This window comes from Legionella cardiaca, from assembly GCF_029026145.1.
In the GTDB taxonomy this organism is placed as follows: Bacteria; Pseudomonadota; Gammaproteobacteria; order Legionellales; family Legionellaceae; genus Tatlockia; species Tatlockia cardiaca.
Genome location: NZ_CP119078.1, coordinates 2,785,001 through 2,809,211, shown reverse-complemented (window position 1 = coordinate 2,809,211; position 24,211 = coordinate 2,785,001). Strand labels below are relative to the sequence as shown.

Genomic DNA, 24,211 nt, shown 5'->3' with positions numbered 1-24,211 from the left:
TATCCTTCATGATTCGTTAATATTGCCCTGCGTGCGCAAAGTATTCATTGTTTTAATAAAAAAAGATATTCCACATAAAATAATTGAGAACCAATTTTTCTTGGCAGATCTTAGCTTATAACCACGTGCCTCAATTTTGAGCTTGCAGGATATGTCCTTGAAACCAAACCATAGAAAAATCTTGCTCGTTACATCGTGCTGTCTCTCAGGAAAAATCAGTCAACAAAGCTTTCAAAGGCGCGAAAAAGATTTGCAAGGATAAAAAAGGAGTTATAACGTTTAATGATGAGGGAAATAGTTATATCTTAAACTAATTTGTCGTATTTTTATGCAAGATTTGCATGCTTATGGTACCATAGGCAAACTTCAATGGGCGTTCCAAGGTTTAGGGCATGAATTGTTTTTTCAAAACGAAGAAAATTCGCTTTCGAAATGCGATAACAGTCAGAGTTCCAATGAATGAAAAATTAGAGCAGAGAAAACTAGCTCAAGAAGCAATGGAGTCGCTATATGCATTTGAGATATTTGATCATGCGATCACTATTTTAAGTCTGAGAGATAGCCTAACCCTTAATGAAAACTTAGACTATCGCAAAATCTTAGCTAATTTGCATGGATGTCTGGGTAGAAATCAATGGGGGGCGGAGTGTGAGCAACTTGATTTTAAAATTATTTACTTAGCCGATGGCGAGTTACTATCTAACAATTTTACTTATTTCACATTAAAAGACTTAAATAGTTTAAAGAAGCTTTTAAGTACGGCATTGTCCCATTATCAGGAAACTACGCATCTGCCACTATCTTCAAAGGATGCGTATTCTTACAAGACTTTTCTTGCGCAACTGAAAGCACTGATAACTTCTGCAAAGTCGATTTCAGGTGTGGTCGCAAGTTTTGGAATCGCAGCGGAATTGATTCGCAATGATGCTGCTCTAGCCGCAAGGATGCCATACTGTTTTATGGAATGTATTTCCAGCATGGAAAAATATATTAATGAGAAACGGATAGAATTCTTACCAAATTTTAAAGGTGCAGCTTTTCAACTTGAGAAAGCGAGGGAATCATTAATTTTTAAATTGGAAAAATATTTAGAAAGTCGTGCGGTTTTAAAGCTAACGCAACGTTCGGAACATTATCTCACCAGAATTTATGAACCAATTGATAGAGGATTTTTTTATAACACTCGCTTGCAAGATGCCCGCATTGAAGTTGCTAATTATTTATTAATTCAAATGCAATGGATGATTGTTCGTGAGGAGGATATTAGTACCCCAGAGCAATTTCTTGATGTTATAGATAAGGCGATAGCAGAGAATGAGCGAGTCTATCGTTTTTATGGACGAATGATTGATGAGCAGGGAGAGCTGGCAAGAATTTTGGAAAATGTACGTCAAGAATTCTATCAAAATTTCTTTGCAAGCAATGCTACCAATGATGAAAGCATAGAGAATTATTGGGAAATCGGTGAAGTTGTATCACCATAATGAACCTATACCTAATAGTGGTTTTTTAGTTACAATAGTTTTTTACAATTTCATCCCAATGAGGGGTTTATGCCTTCTTTTGATATCGTTTCAGAAATTAATAAAGTTGAATTACGTCATGCAGTAGATAACGCTGCGAGAGAAATGGGCACGCGGTTCGATTTTCGCGGAGTAGATTCGAGCATAGAACTTAACGAGCTGGTTGTCACACTTAAGTCAGAATCGGATTTTCAGGTTCGTCAATTAGAGGATTTATTTCGTAATCACTGTACAAAGCGCGGAGTAGATACCGGCGGCGTTGAAATTGAGGATGAACCTGTACATAGTGGCAAAACTTATTCGCTCACAATGACATTTAAACAAGGTATTGACCAACCCACAGCGAAGGATATTGTAAAACTAATTAAGGATAGTAAATTAAAAGTCCAAAGCTCTATTCAGGGAGAAAAAGTCCGGGTGACAGGTAAAAAGCGCGATGATTTACAAGATGTTATGGCGTTATTGAAGAAATCTGACATTAAATTGCCGTTGCAGTTTGAAAACTTTCGCGATTAAATTTATCGCAGGCCATTTTATCTTGGGGTACATTGTATGCCTCAAGTGCAATTTTTGGTCTAATATAAACATATAGGTGATGACTGATCCTGGCTGAACCAGTTATTGGCTTTTCAGATTAGGAGATTGTTTTTGAGGCGTGGTGTGTATACCTGCCTGTAGAGCAGGAAACCTAAAGCGCGTCATAGATCGCCACCATCACATTATCAGCGGCTCAGATGCTCAGGTGGTCGTTACCTGCTCCAACCCTCTTGTAGTATAATTGTCTTGTTTGTTCGCTGTTGCTAATCATGAATGTTATCCAGTTTTCAGAATCGTAAATTTAAATTGTCATTTTGTATAATTTGAATTCGTGTCGTATAATTAATGCACAAATACATAGCAAGGATGTTCTTATGAAAAAGTTGATTGTAGCTTTTTTGGTATTTGTGCCAACCCTGTTTCTCAGTGGTTGTTATGTAACGAGTAGTACGAATTATTATCCCGGATATACCAACGATTATGTATATTCTGTAGGCTACTACGGATATCGTCCGTATTGGGGTAGTCGTTATTTAACAGGTTATGGCTGGAATAATGGCTATTGGAGTGGTTATCGAGGGGTCTATAGTTATCCGCGTTCTTGGTATGGCTATGTCCGCAGATGGTAAAATCTGCGGACCTGGCGGTAAATTCTAGGAATAAGTCGGATTATCTAAATTAGAGTTATTTACCGGCTCAGATAAAGCTGACTTAAAAGCGCTAAAGAGCGCTTTTTTTAAATCGGAACGCTGTGAACCTGTAATGGTACCCTCTTCTAGATTTTTTCCAAGGTAAGATACTAATGCTTTTATAGAAGCGATTAGTTTTTTATCATCTGTTAATAGTAGTGTCTCTAACTGTGTCGTCATCTCTTCTATTCCCTCAGAAAAAAGAGATTGCGAGAGCTTTTCTAATCTCGGATCCCTGTTATTTACTTGTGGTTTGGAACCAAAACGATGATAAGGCTTAAGAATGGTCAGGTGTGCTGTTACTAATTCCTGATATCTTTCCTGGGCGGTTCTGTGGCCAGGATAAATTTTTAACGCGTTCTGATATAAATCATAGGCAATCAATATAGCATCTTGTTTTGGAATAGCTTTAGCGCGGTATTTGCCAAAAAAATCAGCCACCAAACATAATAAATTGGCGAGATATTTGGGATTCACGGGGGGACAAGTAATATTATTTAATCCTAGCTTCAATGCTTGGCAGTGTTCGGATCCTGTTTTAGATGGCACAACAATTGGTGATACCGGTGCAAAAAAACGATGTTGTAAACCATCAACGTGTTGTTCTGTTGCCTGTTTTGAAAAAACTTCTGTAGCCATTGGACTCTCCTGGCTTACACAATTATCAATGGCTGACAAAAAGGGGAAAGAGGACGGTATCTCGCTAGCATGTGTTGCTAACAACATAGGTGCTACTACATCAGGAATTTGTTCAAAACAGGGGATATTATCTTCCATGGCAGTAGAAGCACTCACTATCTCAGATAACTGAGTATAAACAATCTCCATGCTATTGTTGGTTGCGGGAGGATCGTTTGTCTCATCGGTATGAGAGGGCAAATTATGTGAGAAGAAGTCCAATTCCAATTCAATGAGCGTTTGCAAATCAGCGATTATATCGTTTTCTTTATCTTCAACAGATAAATTTAGATAAAGAGCCGGGCATGCTGATTTAAAGTTCTGGATGTCGGCAGTAGCGTTTTTTACAACAGCTACGCGAATGGCATAGCTGAGTAATTCAAGCTTTTGTAAAGGTTCCGCTATCGGTTGTTCAAGCAAACGGTGATTATTAATATAGTTAGCAATTACGTTGAGCGCGCTCTCATTTTGAGTTGTTTTGTATTGTTGCTCTAGTAAATGCAGATAGCCTAGATGAGATGCAAGAGGAATTGTTTCATTGGCCTTTTGACGATAAGTTATTGCTCGTTGCATCCACTCTGTTGCCTCAGCAAGCGTCGGAGAAGGAATTGCATGTATATTTTCCAAAGACTCTAAAGCATCTACTATTTCATCACTTATTTCTTCACACGCGTTTGCAAGCATGGAGTAAACTTTTTGGATTACTTCTTCAGTCGTTTCAATGTTATGTTTGCCACGAAGTTTCTCAGAAAAAACCACGTCAAGTTCTTGTATTAAGCTGTTAGCAGATTGCCAGTGGGTCTGGGCTTTTGCAAAATCGTCAATTGAATCCGAAATAAATTGGGCTTCGACAGTAAGAATATCGACTAAAACATAAGCCAAACCATCGTAAAAATCTGTATGTTTAGGCAACGTAGTCGCTGCATAACGCTGTAGATCGGTCAATCCTTTGTGGTAGTAGTCTATCGCTTCTTCAAAATTTCCTTCATTATAAGCTGTATCCCCATTTATCTGGTTAGGGGTGTTAAAGTAGAATTTCATTAGAGTACCATGCAAAAAGTGGATACTTATTCTATCGTAAGGATTATTTTTGATCAATAAGCAAAATTTAAAATTCAAATGCATATTTTTAAGGCTGTCTAATGAAAGGTTGGATTCTATATAAACGTAGTCAACAAGAATTGTCTGAAGTCGATCATGGTGTTAATCGCCTGTTATCGGCGGCAGCTAATCTGCAAATTGAGTTAAAAGTTTATAAGCCTGAACAATTTGAACTTGTGGTTACCCGAGAAGATAAAAAAAGTATCTTGCTTGACGGAGAGCGAGTTTCTTTACCTGATTTCATAATACCTCGTTTAGGAGCTGAGGCTAGCTATTTTGCTCTTGCCGTTGTTCGGCAATTGGAAAAATCAGGTGTCTATACCTGTAATGATACCAATGCAATTGAAACCGTAGGGGATAAGATGTTGCTCAGTCAATTATTTGCCCAAAGTGATCTCCCCTTTCCAAAGACTATGCTTGTGAAGTTTCCTGTACCAGTTTCGGTGGTTGAACGCGAGATAGGCTTTCCTTTAGTAATTAAAAATATTTCTGGTGCAAGAGGAGTTGGCATTCATCTTTGTGAGTCATCCAGCAGTTTTAGAGACCTAATCGAATTAATTGCAAGTCATGGTGGTAGTCATCAAATGATCTTGCAAGAGTTTATTGCCACCAGTTATGGGCGTGATCTACGAGTTTTCGTGCTCGGAGGAGAGGTGATTGGTTGTATGCAGAGAACTGCCAAAGATAGTTTTAAAGCAAATTATTCCTTAGGCGCAGAGGTTACTCCTTATCCACTCACTCCCGAAATTGAGCAGCTTGCAATGACTTGCGCTCGCTTATTTAATCTGGAAATTGCGGGCATTGATTTATTATTTGCTGAGCAAGGGTTTAAAATTTGTGAAGCAAATTCGTCACCGGGTTTTAAAGGAATGGAGTTAGCCACTGGAAAGGATATCGCGACGCAAATTTTAAATTATGTTATGAATGCTGCTTCAAAGAAAAAACATTAGTTATGTTTTTTTTCCCAAGGATTGGAGACAGTTGTATCGGCAGAATTTTCATCCTCATTTTCATCATAATATTGAGGCTTAGTGCAACTTGGGATGTGATTAAAAAAATTGCTTATAGCAGTGATAGCAGACGAAGCATTTGTTGTACAAAGATAGGCTGCTAATTGAGAATATGATTTACTATCCCAATAGAATTTAAAGCTGTTATGTGGATAAAACCCGAGAATAAGCTGCAGCTTATTCTTAGGTAGGGTATTCAAGGCGTCTAGCAATTCTTGCTGCTCAGAGGGATCTAAATTTTCATATGGTTTTAATAACAGCTGCAGGTGATTATAAGCATCAATAATTTCTTCTTGTGTCGAAGAAATGCTTGTTGAATGACCTGCATGATGTTTAGGAGAGACTAATTCCGAATATTTTTTTTTAACCTCTCCTAAGGTAGCTCCAAGAGAAAGCTGCAATACTTCAAAAGCGTGTTCAAAGTTGATTGCAGGCATCGTTTCTCTCCTTATTCTTTAGCTCGCGATACATATTCTCCTTTGCGAGTATCCACTTTGATTAATTCACCCGTCTGAACGAATAGAGGTACACGAACGACTGCCCCAGTTTCAAGCGTAGCTGGTTTGCCGCCACCACCTGATGTATCGCCTTTCAGTCCAGGATCAGTTTCAGTAATCGCAAGAATTACAAAATTCGGTGGCATGACTTGAATTGCTTCATTATTCCATAAGGTGACGACACAAAGATCTTGTTCTTTGAGCCACTGAGCTGCATCAGCAATAGCCTCTGGTCCTACTGCATATTGTTCAAAAGTATCAGGGACCATAAAATGCCAATGCTCACCATCATTATATAAATATTGCATTTCCACATCGGCTACGTCAGCCGAAGGTAATGTTTCCCCTGATTTATAGGTGCGTTCAACAACTCGCCCTGTTTTCAAGTTGCGAATTTTTACGCGGGTAAATGCTTGTCCTTTTCCCGGTTTAACAAATTCACAATCGACAATGCTACAAGGTGCATTATCAACCATAACTTTTAAACCATTTTTAAATTCATTGGTACTATAGATTGCCATCAGTGCTCCACTGTTGAGATTTTGTTCCAATTTCGCTAGAGTTCATGCAGTTTAGCAATTTTGTACAATTAATGCGAGATACCTCTGTGAGTTGGCAAAAAATTTTGGCTCAAGGCTTTGCCACCGTCAATGAATTACTTGAGTTTTTATCATTACCGTTAACATTAGGCAGTACTGCTGCAGAAAAAACCTTCAAAACACGTGTTCCCCGTGGCTTTGTCGCTCGTATGCAACCGGGAAACCCAAAGGACCCGCTGTTGTTACAAGTACTAGCAACAAATGAAGAGCTTGAGCAAATAGAAGGATTTATTTCCGATCCACTTGCTGAAAATGCTGCAATACTTAAAAGCGGTTTAATGCACAAATACCAAGGACGTGTCCTGTTAACATTAACTGGCGTTTGTGCGATCAATTGTCGTTATTGTTTTAGACGTCATTTTCCTTATCAGGATAACAATCCAGGGCGAGAAGGATGGCGAGCTGTTCTTAACTATATCCGGGAAAATAATTCGATTCGTGAGGTTATTTTAAGTGGTGGTGACCCCTTATTGGCCACAAATTCTGTTATAAAAGAGTTTTTGCAGCAATTGGAAGGGATTACTCATGTACAAACCTTGCGTTTTCATACTCGAGTGCCTGTTGTACTTCCCGAGCGAATTGATGAAGAGTTTTTAGGATTACTAAATATTAGTCGTCTGCGCAAAGTTATCGTCGTCCACAGTAACCATGCGAATGAATTAGACAAGAGTGTAGAACAGGTTTGCGTGGCATTACGACAAGCGGGCTGTCATTTGCTTAATCAATCAGTCTTGCTAAAAGGTGTCAACGATGATGTTGATAGTTTAGTGGCGTTAAGTGAAAAATTATTTAACTGTGGTGTATTACCCTATTATCTTCATCTATTGGATAAAGTCAGTGGTGCTGCTCATTTTGATATTCCCATGGAAACGGCTTTAGCTATCTATCGGCAATTACAAAAAAAACTTCCTGGCTATTTGTTACCGCGTTTAGCACGCGAGGAGCCAGGAAAAGAAAGTAAAACAATTTTAATTTGATATTACTCATTAGTTTTTGGCATAGAGCTCGAGTAGTTTTTCCTGAGCACTGTAGCTGCCGGTTGTCAGCGGTTTATAACTGCCATCAGCCTGCATCTCCCAAGCGCTGGAATTATCTTTTAGATAATTTCTAAAAATCTCATTTTTAATGCGTTTTTGATTATTTTCATCAAAAATTGGGAACAATACTTCAATGCGAGTATATAGGTTACGTTCCATTAGATCAGCACTTGAACAATAAAAGCGCTCATTGTCTTCAATGCGAAAATAATAAACCCGATGATGTTCAAGAAAGCGACCCACAATGGAAAGAACACGAATGTTATCAGAAACTTTAGGAATGCCAGGTTTTAAGCAACAAACACTGCGAACCAATAAATTTATTTTAACACCGGCTTGCGAGGCACGATAAAGTGCTTTGATCATGGTTTTATCGGTTAGTCCATTGACTTTAATATTAATTTCCGCCTCTTTGCCAGCTGATGCAGCTTGAATGGATTCATCAATCAGCTGTAGTAAATTTCTCTGTAAAGTAAAAGGGGAGTGACACAAGGCTTTTAGTTTAACTGTTTTACCAAGACCTGTTAGTTGCTGAAAAATGATCTGAACATCTGACGTGATGGTGGGTTCACAGGTTAATAAGCCAAAATCAGTATAACGTTTTGCTGTTTGTTCATGGTAGTTACCAGTACCAAGATGCGTATAGCGTTTTAATTTTCCGTGTGCCCTACGAACAACCAAGGTCATTTTGGCATGTGTTTTATAACCCATGACGCCATAGAGAACTAACACCCCAGCTTCATGAAGACGATTCGCGAGTTTTAAATTTGATTCTTCATCAAATCGAGCTCTTAACTCTACAACTGCCGTAACCTCTTTGCCCGAACGTGCGGCCTCTACTAATGCTTTGACCATGACTGATTCTGAATGGGTACGGTAGAGTGTTTGTTTAATAGCCAACACATTGGGATCGGCGGCTGCCTGACGGACAAAATCAATGACCACATCATAACTTTGATACGGGTGATGTAATAAAATGTCTTGTTCATCAAGAACATTAAAGAGATTTCGCTTTTGATGAACTACCTCAGGGTATTGCACAATAAGAGGTGGATAATTTAAGTCAGGTCGCTCAATACGGTTAATGACGCTGAGGTAGCGTTGCAAATTAACCGGTCCATCGCAATGATAGGCATCTTCATGATGTAAATGATGTTTTTGCAGTAAGAAATCAACAATATTCGCCGGACAACGTTTATCCACTTCAAGGCGTACCACGTGGCCGTAATGTCGAGAAAATAATTCTCGTTGTACTGCAACGGCCAAATCTTCAATCTCTTCTTCGCGTAAAAATAAATCACTGTTACGGGTTAGACGAAACGCATAACAACCATTGATCTCCATACCAGGAAATAAACTGGAGATATGTGTTTCTATAATAGAAGATAAATAAACAAAGTAAGCACCACCTTCTGCACAAAGTTCAGAAGGCAGATGAATCAGTCGTGGTATAGAGCGAGGTGCATGAACAACGGCATAATCAATATTTCGATCAAAAGCATCCTTACCGCGTAATGAAATAATGAAATTCAAACTTTTGTTAAATAAACGGGGGAACGGATGAGCTAAATCAAGTGCTATGGGACTGACAATAGGGAGAATTTCATTTTTGAAATAATGTTTTGCCCAAAGATGAATATCATCCGTCCATTCTTCCGTAGCAAGGAAATGAATATTTTCTTTTTTCATTGCGGGAAGCAATTGCCTGTTAAAGATATGATATAATTCATCGCTTAGTAAATGTACTTTTTTACTAAGTTGGCTAAAGATTTCATCAGCTTGTAAACCATCGATGTATAGCTTTCTCGAAGAAAGAGCAATTTTTTCTTTTAAACCTGCAACACGAATTTCAAAAAATTCATCAAGATTACCACTACAAATACAAAGAAAACGCATACGCTCCAATAAAGGGACACGCTCGTCTTTTGCCAGTTGTAACACACGCTCATTAAAAGCCAAGGCTGTGAACTCGCGATTAATGTAATATTCTGGATTATCTAAATCATCACTCAAAACCAAACTCCGGCACTAACGGTTATTAGGGCTAGGTTAGTGTACCTTCTTTTTGTATGCAAGAGCTCCAATATCTTAAAATAAGTTGGTCAACGCACCAGGAAAAAACAAACAACTATGAAAGCAAGAAATCCCCAAAAAGGTGAGAGCTGCAGATAGACTAAACCTAAAAAAAAGAGAATACAGGCAAGCGCAATGGGGAGAGAGTAATACATGGAAATAACCCCTTGTGCTACAGAAAAAGAAGCGGCAGCCAAGAGAGCCAAAGCTCCATACTGTACTGCTGTCATAATTTTACGAGCAATGGGGCCATTATGGCTGCTTAATAATTGATAACCCCAAACAGCCAGAACTAATCCTGGAAGATTTAAACAGGCAACCGCTAGAATTAATCCCATCATTCCCGCGGCTTTATAACCGATTAATGCCGATAATTTTACAGCGGTTAATCCCGGGAATAAAAAAGTTGAGCCAACCATCTGAACAAATTCGTCTTCTCTGATCCATTGCCGATAAGTGACAGCTTCATATTCCAACAATTTCAACATGGAATTGCCGCCACCCAGGGAAATGATACCGATTTTTCCAAAGCTTAATATGATAGCAAATAGTGTGTTAATCATGACTTTTGTAGTGGTCTTAGAAAATTGACATAGTCGCAAGAAACATGATTCACCAGCAAGTGTTTTGCGATGTGTGAAACTAACAATTGAGAACGTCCTTCAATACAAACACTAAAGTAGATTTTTTCGTAAACTGTAAGCCTTGCCAGTTCGAGTTTAATGGCGGGGGTGGTTGGAAATTTATAAATTAAAACTATTTTATGAACAGCTACATGAACTGCTTTGTCCTGTACTTGGGTCAATAAATTGGTTAAGGACGCATTCTCAGTGTTGTGTGAATGATTGGGCATCATGGGCTGGTTAAGATCAATTTTTTTTCCATAAGCGCGAATATTATCTATTTTTTGCAGCAGAGGCTTGTACTGTAATTCGTCTCGTCGCTGTTTAATGTTGTAATCGCTATCGGGAAGTAGTAAATAATTGTCATTTCGATGTTTAATCTCATAATTTCCTAAATCTAGAAAACTGTCATTAAGACCAATTAATGTCACAATCGTATTTTCTGGCCAGAAATATCGTGCTTCCCACTTAAGTTTATCCTTTTCGTCTTTAGCTAAAGAAAGCAAATCTAAAGGTGGCGTTGGGTTGATTTCAAAATTCCAAACGAGACGTTGATTCATGGTCAAATAAAGTATTAAAAAGGAATAACGCTAGATGATTCGGCTTGCTAAAGCAAGTTAAAAACGCAAGTTAATGCTATTAAGTTATCAATCCAATTTGTTTCCAAGCGAGAAAAATATGCAACAAGATAATTAATTGTTATTAGCCATATTTTTTCCCGGGAATTAAAGATACATTGCTCGCAAAATTCCATAAGACGGGTATATACTTGATAAATTTGTGGATTAATTCTCAATCAAAGGGAAAGGAAGGTTTGATATGGCTACACTTTTGTTTCTTGTTTATCTCGCATTTACCTTAGTGGTACTCTATCGCGGTTTAAGCGCTCTCGTTTGGGAAATAGGTAGTGCAATTTACCTGTTAGTGGCTACTTTTTATGTAGGGATGCATTGGTTTCCTGGCACTATTATCTGGCTACTTATTATTGCAGCAGCATTAATAATTAATCTTGAACCAGTGCGATTCGCCATAAGTGATTTTTTATTCGCAAGAATTGGTAAATCAATCCCTAAACTATCAAAAACAGAAGAAGAAGCACTCAATGCTGGTGATACCTGGGTAGAGCAAGATATCTTTACCGGTTCGCCTAATTGGGATAGGTTGGCTAATGTATCTACAGAATTGACCGCCGAGGAGCAAGCTTTTCTTGATAATGAAACAACAACCTTGTGTGACATGCTTGATGAATGGGAAATCAGTCAAGCAGGAGATTTACCCGAAAAAGTTTGGAATTATATTAAAGAAAATGGATTTTTTGGTTTAGTTATCCCTAAAGAATATGGTGGTAAAGGCTTCACTGCTCGTGCCCATTCAGATGTCGTGATGAAAATTGCTAGCCGCTCAGGGGTGGCTGCTGTCACAGTGATGGTACCCAATTCATTAGGTCCAGGGGAATTACTCAATTATTATGGTACTGATGAGCAAAAATCTCAGTACCTGCCTAATTTGGCAAAAGGGATTGATATTCCTTGTTTTGCATTAACAGAACCTGGGGCTGGTAGTGATGCTACTTCTTTACAATCTGAAGCTATTGTTGTTAAAAAGAAAATAGCTGATGAAACAATTTTAGGTTTGGATATAACCTTAAACAAACGTTGGATAACATTAGCCCCTGTCGCCACTTTAATTGGTTTAGCTGTTAATCTTAAAGATCCTGATGGGCTCTTAAATGGTGTTGGTGAAGAGGGAATTACCTGTCTATTAATTCCACGTGATACAGAAAATCTTGAAATTGGTAATCGTCATTTACCTGCGATGCAACCGTTTATGAATGGTACTATTCGTGGTAAAAATATTTTTGTGCCAATTACAACCATTATTGGTGGACAAAAAAATGCAGGACACGGTTGGCAGATGCTAGTGGAATGTTTGTCAATCGGACGCTCAATCTCTTTACCCGCATTAGGGGCTGCCTCTTCAACAATCACCTATTTAACGACAGGTGCTTTTTCAAGAATACGTCGACAATTTAATGTCGAAATAGGTCAGTTTGAAGGTATAGAAGAAAAACTTGCGGAAATTGCTGGCATAAATTACCTGGCAAATGCTACCCGGTTATTAACTGTGGCGGCTGTTAATGAGCATAAAAAACCATCTGTAGCCTCAGCAATTACCAAGTACTTTAATACGGAATTCGGGCGAATCACAGTGAATAATGCCATGGATATTCATGCTGGTCGCGCCGTGGTTGTTGGCCCGCGCAATTATCTATCCAGTTATTACTTAGGAGTGCCTGTTTCAATTACTGTTGAAGGGGCAAATATTATGTCTCGCAACCTGTTAATTTTTGGCCAAGGTTCAATGGCATGTCACCCCTTTGTTCGTGATGAATTCTACGCAGTTTCTCGCGATGATAAAGGAGGATTTAGACAATTAATTTGGCAGCACATTTATTATTTCATGCGCAATTTCGCCAAAACAATTTGCTCTGCCTGGACGGCAGGGCTATTTATAGCTGCACCTGATAATGGTTTAAAAAGAGAATATCAGCGTCTAGCTCGGTTGAGTCATGCTTATGCATGGTTGGCTGATTTGTCATTAATTTATTTGGGGGGCGACCTTAAGCGTAAAGAGCGCTTATCAGCCAGATTAGCCGATGGTATGTCCTATCTTTATATGGCCATGGCAGCGCTTCGTTATTATCAAAAGAATGAAGCAGATGCGGATCAAAAAGTACATGCAAAGTGGGCGGTAAGTTATTGTTTCTACCATGCACAAAAGGCAATGATTGCTTTTTGCCAAAATTTTCCATCCAGAGCCCTTGGTTTGTTAGTGCGTTTGCTAGCCTTCCCGTTTGGGCAAACCATGCGTTACCCTAGTGATCAGCTGGATCATCAATTAGCGCGGTTAATGATGTCTAATAACCATTACCGTGAAGGTATAAAGAAATTAATTTATTTAAGTGGGGATGCAAATCAGCCAGTGGATAGAATGGAAGAAGCATTCCAACTTCTGATTAAGAATGAAGGATTATACAAGAAAATTAGTGATTTAAAACGAGTGAAATTCAGCGTCTTGAAAGAGCAATTGGCCTCAAAAGTTAATAAAGGGGAATTAACTCAACAGGAAATGGATGCCTTGGTCGCTGTGGAACGGGCTCGCTGGGATGCTATCCAAGTCGATGAGTTTTCTTTTGAATCAATGAAGAAAAAGTCGTTTGCCTCAGTGACAGATACATTCCCTAATCCTTTGGATTTATAAAGTGTAAATACACAATACTCTTTGCATCAGGGTATTGTGTATTATTACCTGTTAAATTTTTACTCTCTCTTAACGATTCATTGGGCTTGTGTCTATCTGGCAACTGTGGCAATTTTGCTATAATCATTAAAACTGTTTTCTTTTCATCCAGGTATGCCATTTTAATGTGGTGCTAATAAACTAAGAGTAGAAAGCTTATGGAATTAAATACCCGCAATACAGATGTTCGCCTTCCCGACGAATCAGCGCTTGTTAAAGCGAAGGAAGTAGCAACCACTGAGGAGGCTGCTTTTTATCTTGTTGATCAATTAGAAGATAAATTAATTGCCGCCAGAAAACTTGACGAGGGTAGGCCAGCACTTACAAATGTTCGTGAATTTGCTGAAATGGTTAGCATGCAACAAGCAAGTAATAGTGATCTTTTTTGGTCAGGCAAAGCAGGTCCACTCTCCGATTTCCAAAACTTCCAACAGCATATAGCAGAGAAGGCTGCGGCTACTGTTGCTGCAAATGTTGATGGTCCTCTTCATATGGATTTCGCAATTCGCAATCCAGGTGCAGATCTTTTAAGAGGGTATGGGGAGCATGAACCGGAAACAATTCAGGCTCTCGATAAATTACTGAATGCCCATTTGGCAGAAAATCAAATTATCAGCAAGGGAGGCAAGCTCTATGCTGGGGATGAAAATGGACAAATTCGCCGCGACTCAAAGGGAGAGCCTATTCTTGCTGATGTAGAAAAGGCTGTACAAGCAGTAAAAGATGCAGGGAAAAAAATATCAGAATTAGTAAAAGAAGCCGGCAAAGAAATTCCTGTCACAACAAAACAACACGAGTATCCAAAAGAGGCTCCACAGAAAGCTCCCGCTGCTGCTCAAGCAGTCGAAAGTACTCCTTCTGCTACTGCGGAAACCACACCGGAAAATCAAGGACCTACAGCTCCTTCGGCTTAAATATCTAAAGTATTGGCTACTCTGAGACGTTCAGGGGAGCCAATATCCATCCATAGACCTTGATACAGCTCGCCCATTACCAGATTGTCTTCGACTAAACGACGTATCAAGGGAATAACGGAATACCTTCCAGGTTGACAAGTGCGAAATGCCTCTGGGCGATAACAGGCAATTCCGGGAAAAGTATACGTTCTTTCATTGGTCAAAAAATTTTGCTCAGTTAAACCAAAATCACCCTGTGTGTTATGTTGAGGATTAGTAACCAAAACCAATTTAATTAAAGCATGTTCTGGCAATTGCAAGGTATTAAAATCATAGTCAGTTAAAATATCAGCGTTGACAGTTATAAAAGGAGCTGGCCCTAAAAGAGGTAAGGCATTATAAATTCCTCCTCCTGTTTCAAGCCCTCCAGGGGGTTCAGGAGTATAGCAAATCTCGACATTCCATTTTCTACCATCGCCAAGGTAACGGCGAATCTGACCGCCCAAATGAGCATGATTGACAACAATACGATCAAAGCCCGAATTCGCTAATTTTTCCACATGATATTCGATGAGAGGTTTGTCATGGACTCTGCATAATGCTTTAGGTAATTTATCTGTGAGAGGTCTTAAGCGTTCTCCTCTGCCTGCTGCTAAAATCATCGCTGTTCTCATGGTAAACGAATCCTTTTTTGCATAAACTGATAAAACGGCTCTAGTTCTTTATAACTTTCCAGGCAGGCCATTACATAATGAAGTGTCAACGGTAAGTCCTGCAAATAATTAGGCTTGCTATCGCGTAAATATAATCTTGAAAAAACGCCTAGTACTTTCAGGTGCCTTTGTAGACCACATAAATCAAAAGCGCGGATGAAATCTTCTTGAAACCAATGTTTGGCTAATGGAGATTCTTGCTGGAACGAAGATAGCCACTCCATCACTTTTTCACGTGGCCATTGAATGTAACAATCTTTTAAGAGCGATACTAAATCGTAAGTAAAAGGACCAACCATTGCGTCTTGGAAATCAATAACCCCTAGTTGGAAGTTTTTTGACTCATCCATAAGCATAATATTGCGAGAATGGTAATCACGATGAATTAAAACCTGTGGCTGACTGGAAATTTCATTAGTAAGCCAATCAAAAGTACTCATTAAAAGCCCTTCTTCCTCATGGCTAAGCTGTATTTTCAAGTAAGCATGAAGAAACCATTCCCTAAAAATAGCTAGCTCTTGTAGCATAAATTTTTTATCAAAAAGTGGTAATTGCGCTGTATTTGTAGAGGGATAACTTTGCATAAGAAGAATAATAGCCATTGCAGCGGTATATAAAATGTCTGCTGTCTTGGCTGATAAATGTTTAAGCAGGAGTTCATCACCAAAATCATCCAAAATGGCAAAGCCTTGCGTTTTATCCAGCGCGTAGACTTTAGGGGCCTGTATTCCCAGGCTGATTAATAATTCACTCACGGTTAGAAAGGGCTGCATGGCTTCTCTATCAGGTGGCGCATCCATGATGATTCTTGTCATACCATTCATATGCAGACGAAAATATTGTCTAAAGCTGGCATCACCGGTTAGGGCGCTGATAGAAAATGAGGCAGGTGTGAGTATTCGTTCCAACCATTTGTTAAGTGCGTTTTGCCGATTTTGCATGTTATACTCCCAAGCCATGTTCTTGCTTACACAATTTTGTAATTTTTGTAAAACGGTGTAGGTAATTAATTATCGTGTACTTTGTGCATGTGCATCATAAGGTATTTTGGTGGCGCTGAACATTAGGTTTGATTTAATACCTCAAATAATTAATAAAATGATTTGCCATCGCTATATGCTTACCAGCAGTGTTGCTGGTATCAGTATAGCTGCCGGTATGTATCATATCGTAAGTCATGCGGCAAATAGTATGGTTGTTGAGCCTGTTCAAGCTTGTGTTATTGCCCGTGATGTCGATTTAAATGATGCGATTCGCTCGCGGTTTGCTCAGTGTTTGGGATGGGAAGCTCAGCCTGCACAGACGTCGGTATGTCGCGGCTCTTATCAATCTTTGCAAATTACACCGCTGGCTGATGCAGACGCAGTCCATATTAGTGCGGATGAAGTTTCTTTTTATAATGAAGGCCGCTCTATACTTAAAGGTAATGTAGAGGTTCAACAGGCTGAACGTGTTGTAAATGCGCAAACTGCTTACGTCTATCGTGATGCTAAGTCAAATCAAGTGTCAAAGATTGAATTACTTGGGGAGGTTCGTTACCTGGAGGCTGATCGTTTGATGATAGCGAGAAAAGCGACGATCAATCCTCAGGATAAATCTGGAAAGGTAGAAGATGTTTTATATCGTTTCGATTCTAAACGTCCAGGGGCTATTTTACCTGCATGGGGAAGGGCAAGTTTTATCGAGCGTTTTGCCAACCAGGATTATCTTTTAAAAAAAGCAACGTATAGTAACTGTGCTCCTCAAGATAGAACGTGGGAAATCGAAGCAGACAGCATAACATTGGATGATTCTGAATCTACAGGAGTAGCGCGTCATGCCAAATTACGAATTTATGATTGGCCGGTATTGTATACTCCCTATTTGAGTTTCCCTACCTCAAAAGAACGTAAATCTGGTTTTTTGATGCCCATAATTGGTACATCAAACGTGGGTGGTTTTGATTATGCGCAACCCTATTATTGGAATATCGCTCCTAACTATGATGCAACAATTATCCCCCATTTCTATGCACTGCGCGGATTAATGCTAGGTGGGCAATTTAGATATCTGACTTCAAAATCGTCAGGCACATTTAATGGGCGTTTTTTACCTGGTGACAGGGCATTTAAAGATTTTATCAACGATAACCAATTGCAATACCCTATATTACATGGTGTATCAAACGATAGATGGTCTGTTCAGGTTTTAAATAGTACGTGGATAACACCCAATTTGCATATGGGAATTAATTTCCAGAATGTCTCTGATGATTATTTTCTGCAAGATTTTAGCAGTAATCTTGCTGTCCTTACGGAGCGGCAAATATTACGTGAGGGTGATTTAAGCTATACAACGGATCATTGGTTGTTTCGCGGTATGTTGCAAAGTTATCAAACCTTACACCCCGTTAACGAAACGCCAATTGCAAATGTGTATCAGCGTCTGCCGCAGCTTTTGGCTCAGGGGAATTATGAGGATTTACTCTTTAATGGAAACTTATCCATACTTGGACAGTTTGATCAATTTAAATGGCCCGATGATCCATCTCTTAAATCATTAAGTGTTGTTCAAAGGCAGGGATTGGTTAAACCAGAAGGTCCGCGTTATCATTTAAATCCAGTCCTTTCTTTCCCTCAAATGAAGCCTTGGGGCTTTTTTACACCTTCTGTTGAAGTGGTAGAAAATTATTATGATGTTAATGGAAATAATTATGCTTCCTTAAATGACAGTAACCCGTTAAATTCTTACGGTGTTCCAGTAATAGCCAAAACAGTAAACCAATATAATCGAACCATCCCGCGTTATAACCTTGATAGCGGATTATTTTTTGAGCGGCAAACTTCCTTTTTTAGTCACTCGTTAACGCAGACCCTAGAGCCACGTCTTTACTATTTATACGTTCCTTATTCCGATCAAACCCCCATCCCTGTATATGATTCTGGTTATATGATTTTTAATTTTGATCAACTGTTTCGCAAAAATCGATTTTCAGGATTTGATAGGATTGGTGATGCGAATCAACTGTCTTATGCTGTAACTTCACGTTGGCTATCTGATGAGACAGGTGCAGAGAGAGCCAGTGTTTCGATTGGTCAAAGTCGCTATTTTGCAGATAGGCGAGTTCAGCTCTGCCAAAATGCGGCGGGAAGCTGTATTGATAACCCACTGACCTTAGGATATTTATCTCCTACTGCAGATTACTCGCCTGTAGCCACTAGAGGCGTATACCATTTCAATTCTGCCTGGATTTTAACTGGCGAATATATTTACGATACCTATACTCGCTCCACCAATAATGGTTATCTAAATTTGCACTACCAGCCGGGTGCTAACCGTATTATTAATTTTGGCTACTCCTATCTTGTAAGTGGTGATATTACGCAAGTTGCTCGCAGTCGCGTAAATATTGATCCTCTGCATCAATTAACGTTTTCTTATGCCTGGCCGTTGACAGAAAGATGGAGTAGCTTGGGTGGGTATAATTACAATATCAGTAAAGATTATGCGATGATGACATTTTTAGGTATTCAATATGATAGCTGTTGTTGGGCTGCACGTTTGATTGGTGGTCGCAGTTTCCAGAGTTTAACCACTACCTCTGAGCGACCCTCGTATAATAATAACATCTATTTACAAATCTTATTAAAAGGACTTGGCTCCGTGGGTAATAGTGATCCAGCAAGCACCATACATACTTATTTGCCTACCTATTTTGATAGTTTTCGTAATAGCTAACTTTTTTTGACTTAAAATTCATCAAAGCTGCTTGTTTTTTGCTGAAGAATGGCCTAAATTGCCGTAAAAAATGAATAGGGGAATAATTACATGCTAAAGCGTATTGCTCTTTTAATGCTATTATTACCAACGCTTACTGTTGCAAAGCCACAACCTTTAGATAAAGTGGTTGCTATCGTTAATGATGGTGTGATTACTGAAAGTGAATTGAATGCCCAAGTTGATATTCTGCGCCAGCAAATTGAAGCAAAGCATATGCAATTGCCTTCTGAAACAGTTTTGCGTAAGCAGGTTTTGCAACATCTAATTGATGTGGATTTACAGTTACAGCTTGCAAAGCAGCATGATATTACTGTTGATAGTACTGAGCTTAATGATGCGATTGAAAAAATTGCGACCACTAATAATTTATCGCTCACTCAATTGCGTGAAGAAATTACTCGCCAAGGCTTAACCTGGCAAGCCTATAGAGAAAACATCCGCAAAGAAATATTAATTAGCAGATTACAGCAAAAAGCTGTAGGCAAAGACGTCAATGTAACTTTGGCGCAAGTTGAGGATTATTTGAAAACTGCGCAAGATGATAAGAGTCAATATACTTATCATCTACAAAATATTGTTATTCCTGTGCCAGAAGAGCCCACAACAGAGCAATTAAATAAAGCGCGTGAGAAAGCAAAAGAGTTGCTCACCAAGATTAAAAAGGGTGATGATTTTAATCGCTTGGCCATTGCTGAATCGAGCGGGGAATTTGCATTGGAAGGAGGCGATTTAGGTGATCGCCATCTAGCTGAATTACCTGAAATCTTTGCCAAAGAAGTTGTACATATGAAGCCAGGTCAAGTAGCAGGGCCTTTGCGAACTGGAAATGGTTTTCAGCTAATCAAATTGATTGCTGTTGGCGGTAGTCAACAACATCATGAAGTAACAAAAACTCATGTACGCCATATTTTGTTAAAGCCTGATGCCAGCATGACTTCTGAAGAAGCGAGCCGACAAGCGAATAATTTATATCAACAATTAAAATCTGGGAAAGATTTTGCATTAATGGCTAAACAATATTCTTTAGATGCGGCAAGTGCTGTTAAAGGCGGTGATCTCGGTTGGGTGAACCCGGGTGAACTCGTACCTGAATTTGAGAAAGTAATGGATTCATTACCTTTGCATAAAGTCAGTAAACCTGTGAAATCGGTGTTTGGTTGGCATTTAATCGAAGTATTGGAACGTAAAAAAATAGATGATTCAGATTCATTTAAGCGTCAACAAGTCCGTCAATTTTTACAACAGCGTAAATTTACTGAAGCCGTGCAAAATTGGCAGCAGCATTTACGTGCTGGTGCTTACATTAATGTCATGGACAAGGAATTGGCATGAAGCCACTACTTGTTAGTAGTGGTGAACCAGCGGGAGTCGGACCCGATTTATGTCTTGCTCTCGCTGAATATGAATTACCTATTGTCGTTTTGGGTGATATAAATCTACTCAAACAAAGAGCGCAAGAATTACAGCTGCAACTTATTTTTTCCGATTATCAACCCAATTTGCCTTTAACAGTCCGCCGCGGTCATTTGTCAGTGCTCTCTATTCCTTGTCTTGCTAAAGTTGAGACAGGCCAGTTGAATCCGCAAAATTCTCCTTATGTTATTGAAATGCTAACAATGGCAGCTGATAAATGTTTGGAGGGGGAATTTTCCGGTCTCGTCACAGCACCCGTCCATAAAGCGGTAATCAATCAAGCTGGAATTGCGTTTACTGGTCATACGGAATTCCTGGCACAGCATTGTAAAACAGATGTGGTTGTGATGATGTTGGCTTGTGATGTAATGAAAGTTGCTTTAGTTACTACACATCTTCCTTTACGAGCCGTAGCTGATGCACTTTCCATTGCGACAATTACGCAAGTGATTAAACAAGTTAATAAAACACTCCAGGATGACTTTGCAATTGCTAAGCCTTGTCTCTACATTGCCGGTTTAAATCCGCATGCCGGTGAAGGAGGTTATTTAGGTCGCGAAGAAATTGAAGTCATTGCTCCTGCATTAGCCTCTTTAAAAAAAGAGGGAATTAATGTGCATGGCCCATTCCCTGCAGATACTTTATTTACCCCACGTAACTTAAATCAGTGTGATGCTTTTGTGGCAATGTATCATGATCAAGGATTACCCGTTTTAAAATATGCTGGTTTTGGTTCTGCCGTTAATGTGACATTGGGATTGCCCATTATAAGAACATCAGTTGATCACGGTACGGCTCTAGATTTGGCTGGTACTGGTTTGGCCGAAGTAGGCAGTCTTGTCGCCGCAGTCAAGATGGCGCAATCTATGGCAGCAGTAAAGGAAAGAAAGCATGGCAGTCGTTAGCCTGGTTGCAGCAATTGATGAAAATTATGGCTTAGGTAAAGACAATCAACTCTTATGTCATCTGCCGGCTGATCTTAAACATTTCAAAGCAATTACCATGGGCAAACCAATTATCATGGGGAAGAACACTTTTGATTCTATTGGCAAGCCTCTTCCTGGGCGACGAAATATTGTTTTAAGTCGACAGGTAAAAACAATTGAAGGAGTTGAGGTCACTGATTCTCTAGATAAAGCTTTGGCAATCACCTCAGGCGTGCCTGAAGTTATGATTATCGGTGGTGCAAGTATCTATGAGCAAGCTATTTCCATTGCCTCACAACTTTACTTGACGGTGATTCATCATCATTTCGCTGCAGATGTTTTTTTCCCTAGATTTGATCCAAAAGAATGGGAGTTGAGGGAAAAAAATTTTTATTCGCAAGATGAAAAAAATAATTATGATATGACTTTTTATTGTTACGAACGCAAGCATTAAGTGGTTTAGAAGGACTCAATAAGTATCCAGATACTTATTGAGTCAAAGAAAAATAAACACAGAGATTACAATGTTGAGGTGAAAGTCGTTTCCTCTTTGTTAGCTTCATAAGGGGTAAGGTTTGGTTGCTCATAGGCAAAGAGTGAACTTATACTTGCTAATGAGGGGATTGGGCGTTGTAAATTCTGAGTGGTGGGAACTACTCCCATGATGTCCTTGAGACTTCCCTTGCCCACCACCGTCAAAATTTTTTCCCTCTAGCAAGCTGCCATCTTTTCTTGATACTGCTTCAACTTCCTTACCAATAAGTTTCTTAAGTTTTTCAGGATCTTTTTCCGTCATAAGAGACCACCCTTTGTCTGTGACGTAACCAAATCGTTGGCCTTGAATCAATTTACCTGTTGCAACCTGGACTTCAAGTGGCAGCAAACAAATCGCTGTTAAAAGTCCGGGTACAGAAGCGCTTTCTCTTAATAGCCACTCACCTTCCTTAAGATGCTCTGTTTCATCAATCTCTGATTTGAAAATTACAGAAGACGGGGAATACACTCTAGTACGTAACACAATGACATCTCCTTATTTTTAATATGTGCCAGTTACCCTGGCACGTAGTCATTTTTCTTAATCACATTGCATATGGTTAAATCTATCGACACGGCAATTTCTACCACAAGCTATCTCATTGAAACTATTAATTACACAGTTTTCTCCACGTTGATGCGCGCAAGCTATCTTTAATGGTGTTTTAACACAGCCATAACCACAGGCAATATGACCAAAATTATCCGATACGCATTGTTGGTCGGGAGTAGACGCGCAAGCCACATTGTTAATGGATTTCACACAGTTATAGCCACAAGCACTATTACCAAAAGGTCCCTGTAAACATTGCTGATTACCTTGACCAGGATGACCATGGTATTGTGAATTATGGAATGGTTCATTAATAGGTTGCCCTTGATGCCCATGATGTCGGCCATTTCTTTCATATTCAGCTAGAATACGATAGTTGTCTGTAATGATTTCTTGGCCGCCGTAGGAAATATTACAATGATTATATCCAGGCCAGGTTTTACCGGGTTGTTTGCTTCCTCTAAAATAGGCTTGGCATAAAAATAAAGGATTGCCATTAGTGTCGCGTCCTACAGTGACTGCTAATCCTCCTCTATCTGACCAATAGTTTCGACGAAAAATGTCCTGAGTAGGAACCTCAAATTGATCAAGAATATATTCTTTACCACCGTAGGGTACATTACAATGATTGTATCCTGGCCAAGTTTTCCCTGGTTGTGTACTGTTAGCTAGCCTGGCAAGACACAAGAATAAAGGTTTGCCATCTGTATCTAAACCAACTTGAAAGGCATTGGCTAAGGGATAGTTGCCGCGACCGTGGAAATGAACATTAGGGTTTGACCAAGATGTTTGTAAGAAAAGCGTAAGTGCAAGGAAAAAAATAACACGCATTTGACAATCCTCGAATAGAATGTTGATAATTTGCCCACATAGAATATCTTATGGCTTAACCAGAATTCAATGCACTAGCAGTTAGTAAACCCATTCGTTACTATAAGTATTCATTTTTAAAAGAGAAAATAAATGAGTGATTTATCGCGAGGAACAATAAAAATCAGAGGATTCAACGATTCTGAATTGGAATTTCAGCTACTACGCCAATTAGGATCAAGCGCTTATGGCGGCGCCTCCGTCGGCGAATGTTTTGCTCTTAGAGATGAAATAACTAATGAAAATCCTGAGTTATGGGTAAAGACTTTTGAAAAATGGGGGCATTTACAGCGGCAAGATGCAAATAACAGAGCCGAAAAAAAGCATTATGTCAGCGCCTACGAACAATATTTGAAGGCGAGTAATAGTTTTCGAGCCGCAGAGTACTATAGTCCTAGTCGCTCCGAAGAGCACCGCAAATTAGGTTTGCTTTCTCGCGATTGTTTTCAGCAAGCAATGAAAAATAGTGAATACCATTTCGAATCTTTCATTTTCACACTTGATGATGAAAAGATCCCAGCTTACTTCATTTGCTCTAAGCAAGAAAAAACCTTACAGAAAACAATTATCATTGTTAGTGGTTTTGATGGCACTCTTGAAGAAGAGTTTTGCATGCGAGGAATTGCTGGCTTACAACGGGGTTACAATATAATTTTAATGGCAGGTCCTGGCCAGATGGATACTCTAAGGTTGAATAGTAATACTTATTTTAAACCTGATTATGAAAAGGCTTTATCTATCGTTCTTGATAAGCTAATTCATCGCAAAGAGGTCGATCCTGAGAAACTGGCTCTTTGTGGGATTAGTTTTGGAGGTTATTTTGCCACAAGAGCGGCATGTTATGAGTCACGAATTAAAGCATTAATTGCAAATTCGCCTA

General features: G+C 39.2%; 22 protein-coding genes (1 of these 22 only partly in view). 12 read left to right on the top strand and 10 right to left on the bottom strand.

Features of this window, described 5'->3' with window-relative positions; all coding sequences use genetic code 11:
* Positions 1 to 455: 455 nt before the first annotated feature.
* The 3 genes from PXX05_RS12275 to PXX05_RS12265 all read left to right on the top strand — a co-directional run bounded on the left by PXX05_RS12275 (position 456) and on the right by PXX05_RS12265 (position 2,689).
* The gene (locus PXX05_RS12275) at positions 456 to 1,484 is read left to right on the top strand and encodes a hypothetical protein (RefSeq protein WP_275088483.1); all 1,029 of its coding nucleotides are present in this window, start codon (positions 456 to 458) and stop codon (positions 1,482 to 1,484) included.
* Between the two features lie 69 nt (positions 1,485 to 1,553).
* A complete protein-coding gene (locus tag PXX05_RS12270) occupies positions 1,554 to 2,039 on the top strand; it encodes a YajQ family cyclic di-GMP-binding protein (RefSeq protein WP_275088482.1) in 486 nt (161 codons plus the stop codon).
* Positions 2,040 to 2,467: 428 nt separating this feature from the next.
* Positions 2,468 to 2,689 (top strand): hypothetical protein, encoded by a 222-nt coding sequence (locus PXX05_RS12265; protein ID WP_275088481.1) that lies wholly within the window; start codon positions 2,468 to 2,470, stop codon positions 2,687 to 2,689.
* A 24-nt stretch (positions 2,690 to 2,713) separates the two neighbouring features.
* Here the strand turns inward: PXX05_RS12265 and PXX05_RS12260 are convergent, their stop codons facing one another.
* A complete protein-coding gene (locus PXX05_RS12260) occupies positions 2,714 to 4,468 on the bottom strand; it encodes a hypothetical protein (protein ID WP_275088480.1) in 1,755 nt (584 codons plus the stop codon).
* A gap of 101 nt (positions 4,469 to 4,569) precedes the next feature.
* Between PXX05_RS12260 and PXX05_RS12255 the strand changes: the two genes are divergently transcribed.
* Positions 4,570 to 5,478: an ATP-grasp domain-containing protein gene (locus PXX05_RS12255; protein ID WP_275088479.1), complete on the top strand. Its 909-nt coding sequence runs from the start codon at positions 4,570 to 4,572 to the stop codon at positions 5,476 to 5,478.
* Here the strand turns inward: PXX05_RS12255 and PXX05_RS12250 are convergent.
* Positions 5,475 to 5,975: a hypothetical protein gene (locus PXX05_RS12250; protein WP_275088478.1), complete on the bottom strand. Its 501-nt coding sequence runs from the start codon at positions 5,973 to 5,975 to the stop codon at positions 5,475 to 5,477. The genes PXX05_RS12255 and PXX05_RS12250 overlap by 4 nt on opposite strands.
* An 11-nt stretch (positions 5,976 to 5,986) precedes the next feature.
* Positions 5,987 to 6,556: an elongation factor P gene (gene efp / locus PXX05_RS12245; RefSeq protein ID WP_275088477.1), complete on the bottom strand. Its 570-nt coding sequence runs from the start codon at positions 6,554 to 6,556 to the stop codon at positions 5,987 to 5,989.
* Positions 6,557 to 6,627: 71 nt separating this feature from the next.
* Between efp and epmB the strand changes: the two genes are divergently transcribed.
* Positions 6,628 to 7,611: an EF-P beta-lysylation protein EpmB gene (gene epmB, locus PXX05_RS12240; RefSeq protein ID WP_275090513.1), complete on the top strand. Its 984-nt coding sequence runs from the start codon at positions 6,628 to 6,630 to the stop codon at positions 7,609 to 7,611.
* A 9-nt stretch (positions 7,612 to 7,620) separates the two neighbouring features.
* Here epmB and ppk1 read toward each other — a convergent pair whose 3' ends face one another.
* The 3 genes from ppk1 to PXX05_RS12225 form a co-directional block, all read right to left on the bottom strand.
* Positions 7,621 to 9,684, bottom strand: coding sequence for a polyphosphate kinase 1 (ppk1, locus tag PXX05_RS12235; protein ID WP_275088476.1), 2,064 nt, complete (start codon positions 9,682 to 9,684; stop codon positions 7,621 to 7,623).
* Positions 9,685 to 9,773: 89 nt separating this feature from the next.
* Complete coding sequence (locus PXX05_RS12230; protein ID WP_275088475.1) at positions 9,774 to 10,307, bottom strand: chromate transporter; 534 nt, start codon at positions 10,305 to 10,307, stop codon at positions 9,774 to 9,776.
* Positions 10,304 to 10,927, bottom strand: coding sequence for a hypothetical protein (locus PXX05_RS12225; protein ID WP_275088474.1), 624 nt, complete (start codon positions 10,925 to 10,927; stop codon positions 10,304 to 10,306). Before PXX05_RS12225 ends, PXX05_RS12230 begins: the two co-directional genes overlap by 4 nt.
* A gap of 259 nt (positions 10,928 to 11,186) precedes the next feature.
* Here PXX05_RS12225 and PXX05_RS12220 point away from each other — a divergent pair, with 259 nt between their 5' ends.
* A complete protein-coding gene (locus tag PXX05_RS12220; RefSeq protein ID WP_275088473.1) occupies positions 11,187 to 13,628 on the top strand; it encodes an acyl-CoA dehydrogenase in 2,442 nt (813 codons plus the stop codon).
* 197 nt (positions 13,629 to 13,825) lie between these two features.
* The gene (locus PXX05_RS12215; RefSeq protein ID WP_275088472.1) at positions 13,826 to 14,581 is read left to right on the top strand and encodes a hypothetical protein; all 756 of its coding nucleotides are present in this window, start codon (positions 13,826 to 13,828) and stop codon (positions 14,579 to 14,581) included.
* Here PXX05_RS12215 and murU read toward each other — a convergent pair.
* Positions 14,578 to 15,237 carry an N-acetylmuramate alpha-1-phosphate uridylyltransferase MurU gene (murU, locus tag PXX05_RS12210; protein WP_275088471.1) on the bottom strand — a complete coding sequence of 220 codons (660 nt, stop codon included), beginning with the start codon at positions 15,235 to 15,237 and terminating at the stop codon, positions 14,578 to 14,580. The two genes, PXX05_RS12215 and murU, sit on opposite strands and share 4 nt — an antisense overlap.
* Positions 15,234 to 16,217, bottom strand: a complete 984-nt coding sequence (locus PXX05_RS12205; RefSeq protein ID WP_275088470.1) for an aminoglycoside phosphotransferase family protein — start codon at positions 16,215 to 16,217, stop codon at positions 15,234 to 15,236. Before PXX05_RS12205 ends, murU begins: the two co-directional genes overlap by 4 nt.
* Before the next feature lie 217 nt (positions 16,218 to 16,434).
* Between PXX05_RS12205 and PXX05_RS12200 the strand changes: the two genes are divergently transcribed.
* The 4 genes from PXX05_RS12200 to PXX05_RS12185 all read left to right on the top strand — a co-directional run bounded on the left by PXX05_RS12200 (position 16,435) and on the right by PXX05_RS12185 (position 21,828).
* On the top strand, positions 16,435 to 18,993 hold the full coding sequence (locus tag PXX05_RS12200; protein WP_275090512.1) for an LPS-assembly protein LptD: 2,559 nt from the start codon (positions 16,435 to 16,437) through the stop codon (positions 18,991 to 18,993).
* Positions 18,994 to 19,083: 90 nt separating this feature from the next.
* Complete coding sequence (locus tag PXX05_RS12195; protein ID WP_275088469.1) at positions 19,084 to 20,367, top strand: peptidylprolyl isomerase; 1,284 nt, start codon at positions 19,084 to 19,086, stop codon at positions 20,365 to 20,367.
* Positions 20,364 to 21,353: a 4-hydroxythreonine-4-phosphate dehydrogenase PdxA gene (gene pdxA, locus PXX05_RS12190; RefSeq protein ID WP_275088468.1), complete on the top strand. Its 990-nt coding sequence runs from the start codon at positions 20,364 to 20,366 to the stop codon at positions 21,351 to 21,353. Before PXX05_RS12195 ends, pdxA begins: the two co-directional genes overlap by 4 nt.
* Positions 21,340 to 21,828: a dihydrofolate reductase gene (locus PXX05_RS12185; protein ID WP_275088467.1), complete on the top strand. Its 489-nt coding sequence runs from the start codon at positions 21,340 to 21,342 to the stop codon at positions 21,826 to 21,828. The genes pdxA and PXX05_RS12185 overlap by 14 nt, the downstream gene beginning before the upstream one ends.
* A 129-nt stretch (positions 21,829 to 21,957) precedes the next feature.
* On the opposite strand, the gene PXX05_RS12180 is transcribed toward PXX05_RS12185, so the two are convergent.
* On the bottom strand, positions 21,958 to 22,392 hold the full coding sequence (locus PXX05_RS12180) for a hypothetical protein (RefSeq protein WP_275088466.1): 435 nt from the start codon (positions 22,390 to 22,392) through the stop codon (positions 21,958 to 21,960).
* 57 nt (positions 22,393 to 22,449) lie between these two features.
* Positions 22,450 to 23,292: a DUF3421 domain-containing protein gene (locus tag PXX05_RS12175; protein ID WP_275088465.1), complete on the bottom strand. Its 843-nt coding sequence runs from the start codon at positions 23,290 to 23,292 to the stop codon at positions 22,450 to 22,452.
* A 132-nt stretch (positions 23,293 to 23,424) separates the two neighbouring features.
* On the opposite strand from PXX05_RS12175, the gene PXX05_RS12170 reads away from it, so the two are divergent.
* On the top strand, positions 23,425 to 24,211 hold the 5' portion of the coding sequence (locus PXX05_RS12170; RefSeq protein ID WP_275088464.1) for an alpha/beta hydrolase family protein. It continues 431 nt past the right edge of the window; only the first 787 of its 1,218 coding nucleotides appear in the window; it begins with the start codon at positions 23,425 to 23,427; the stop codon falls past the right edge of the window.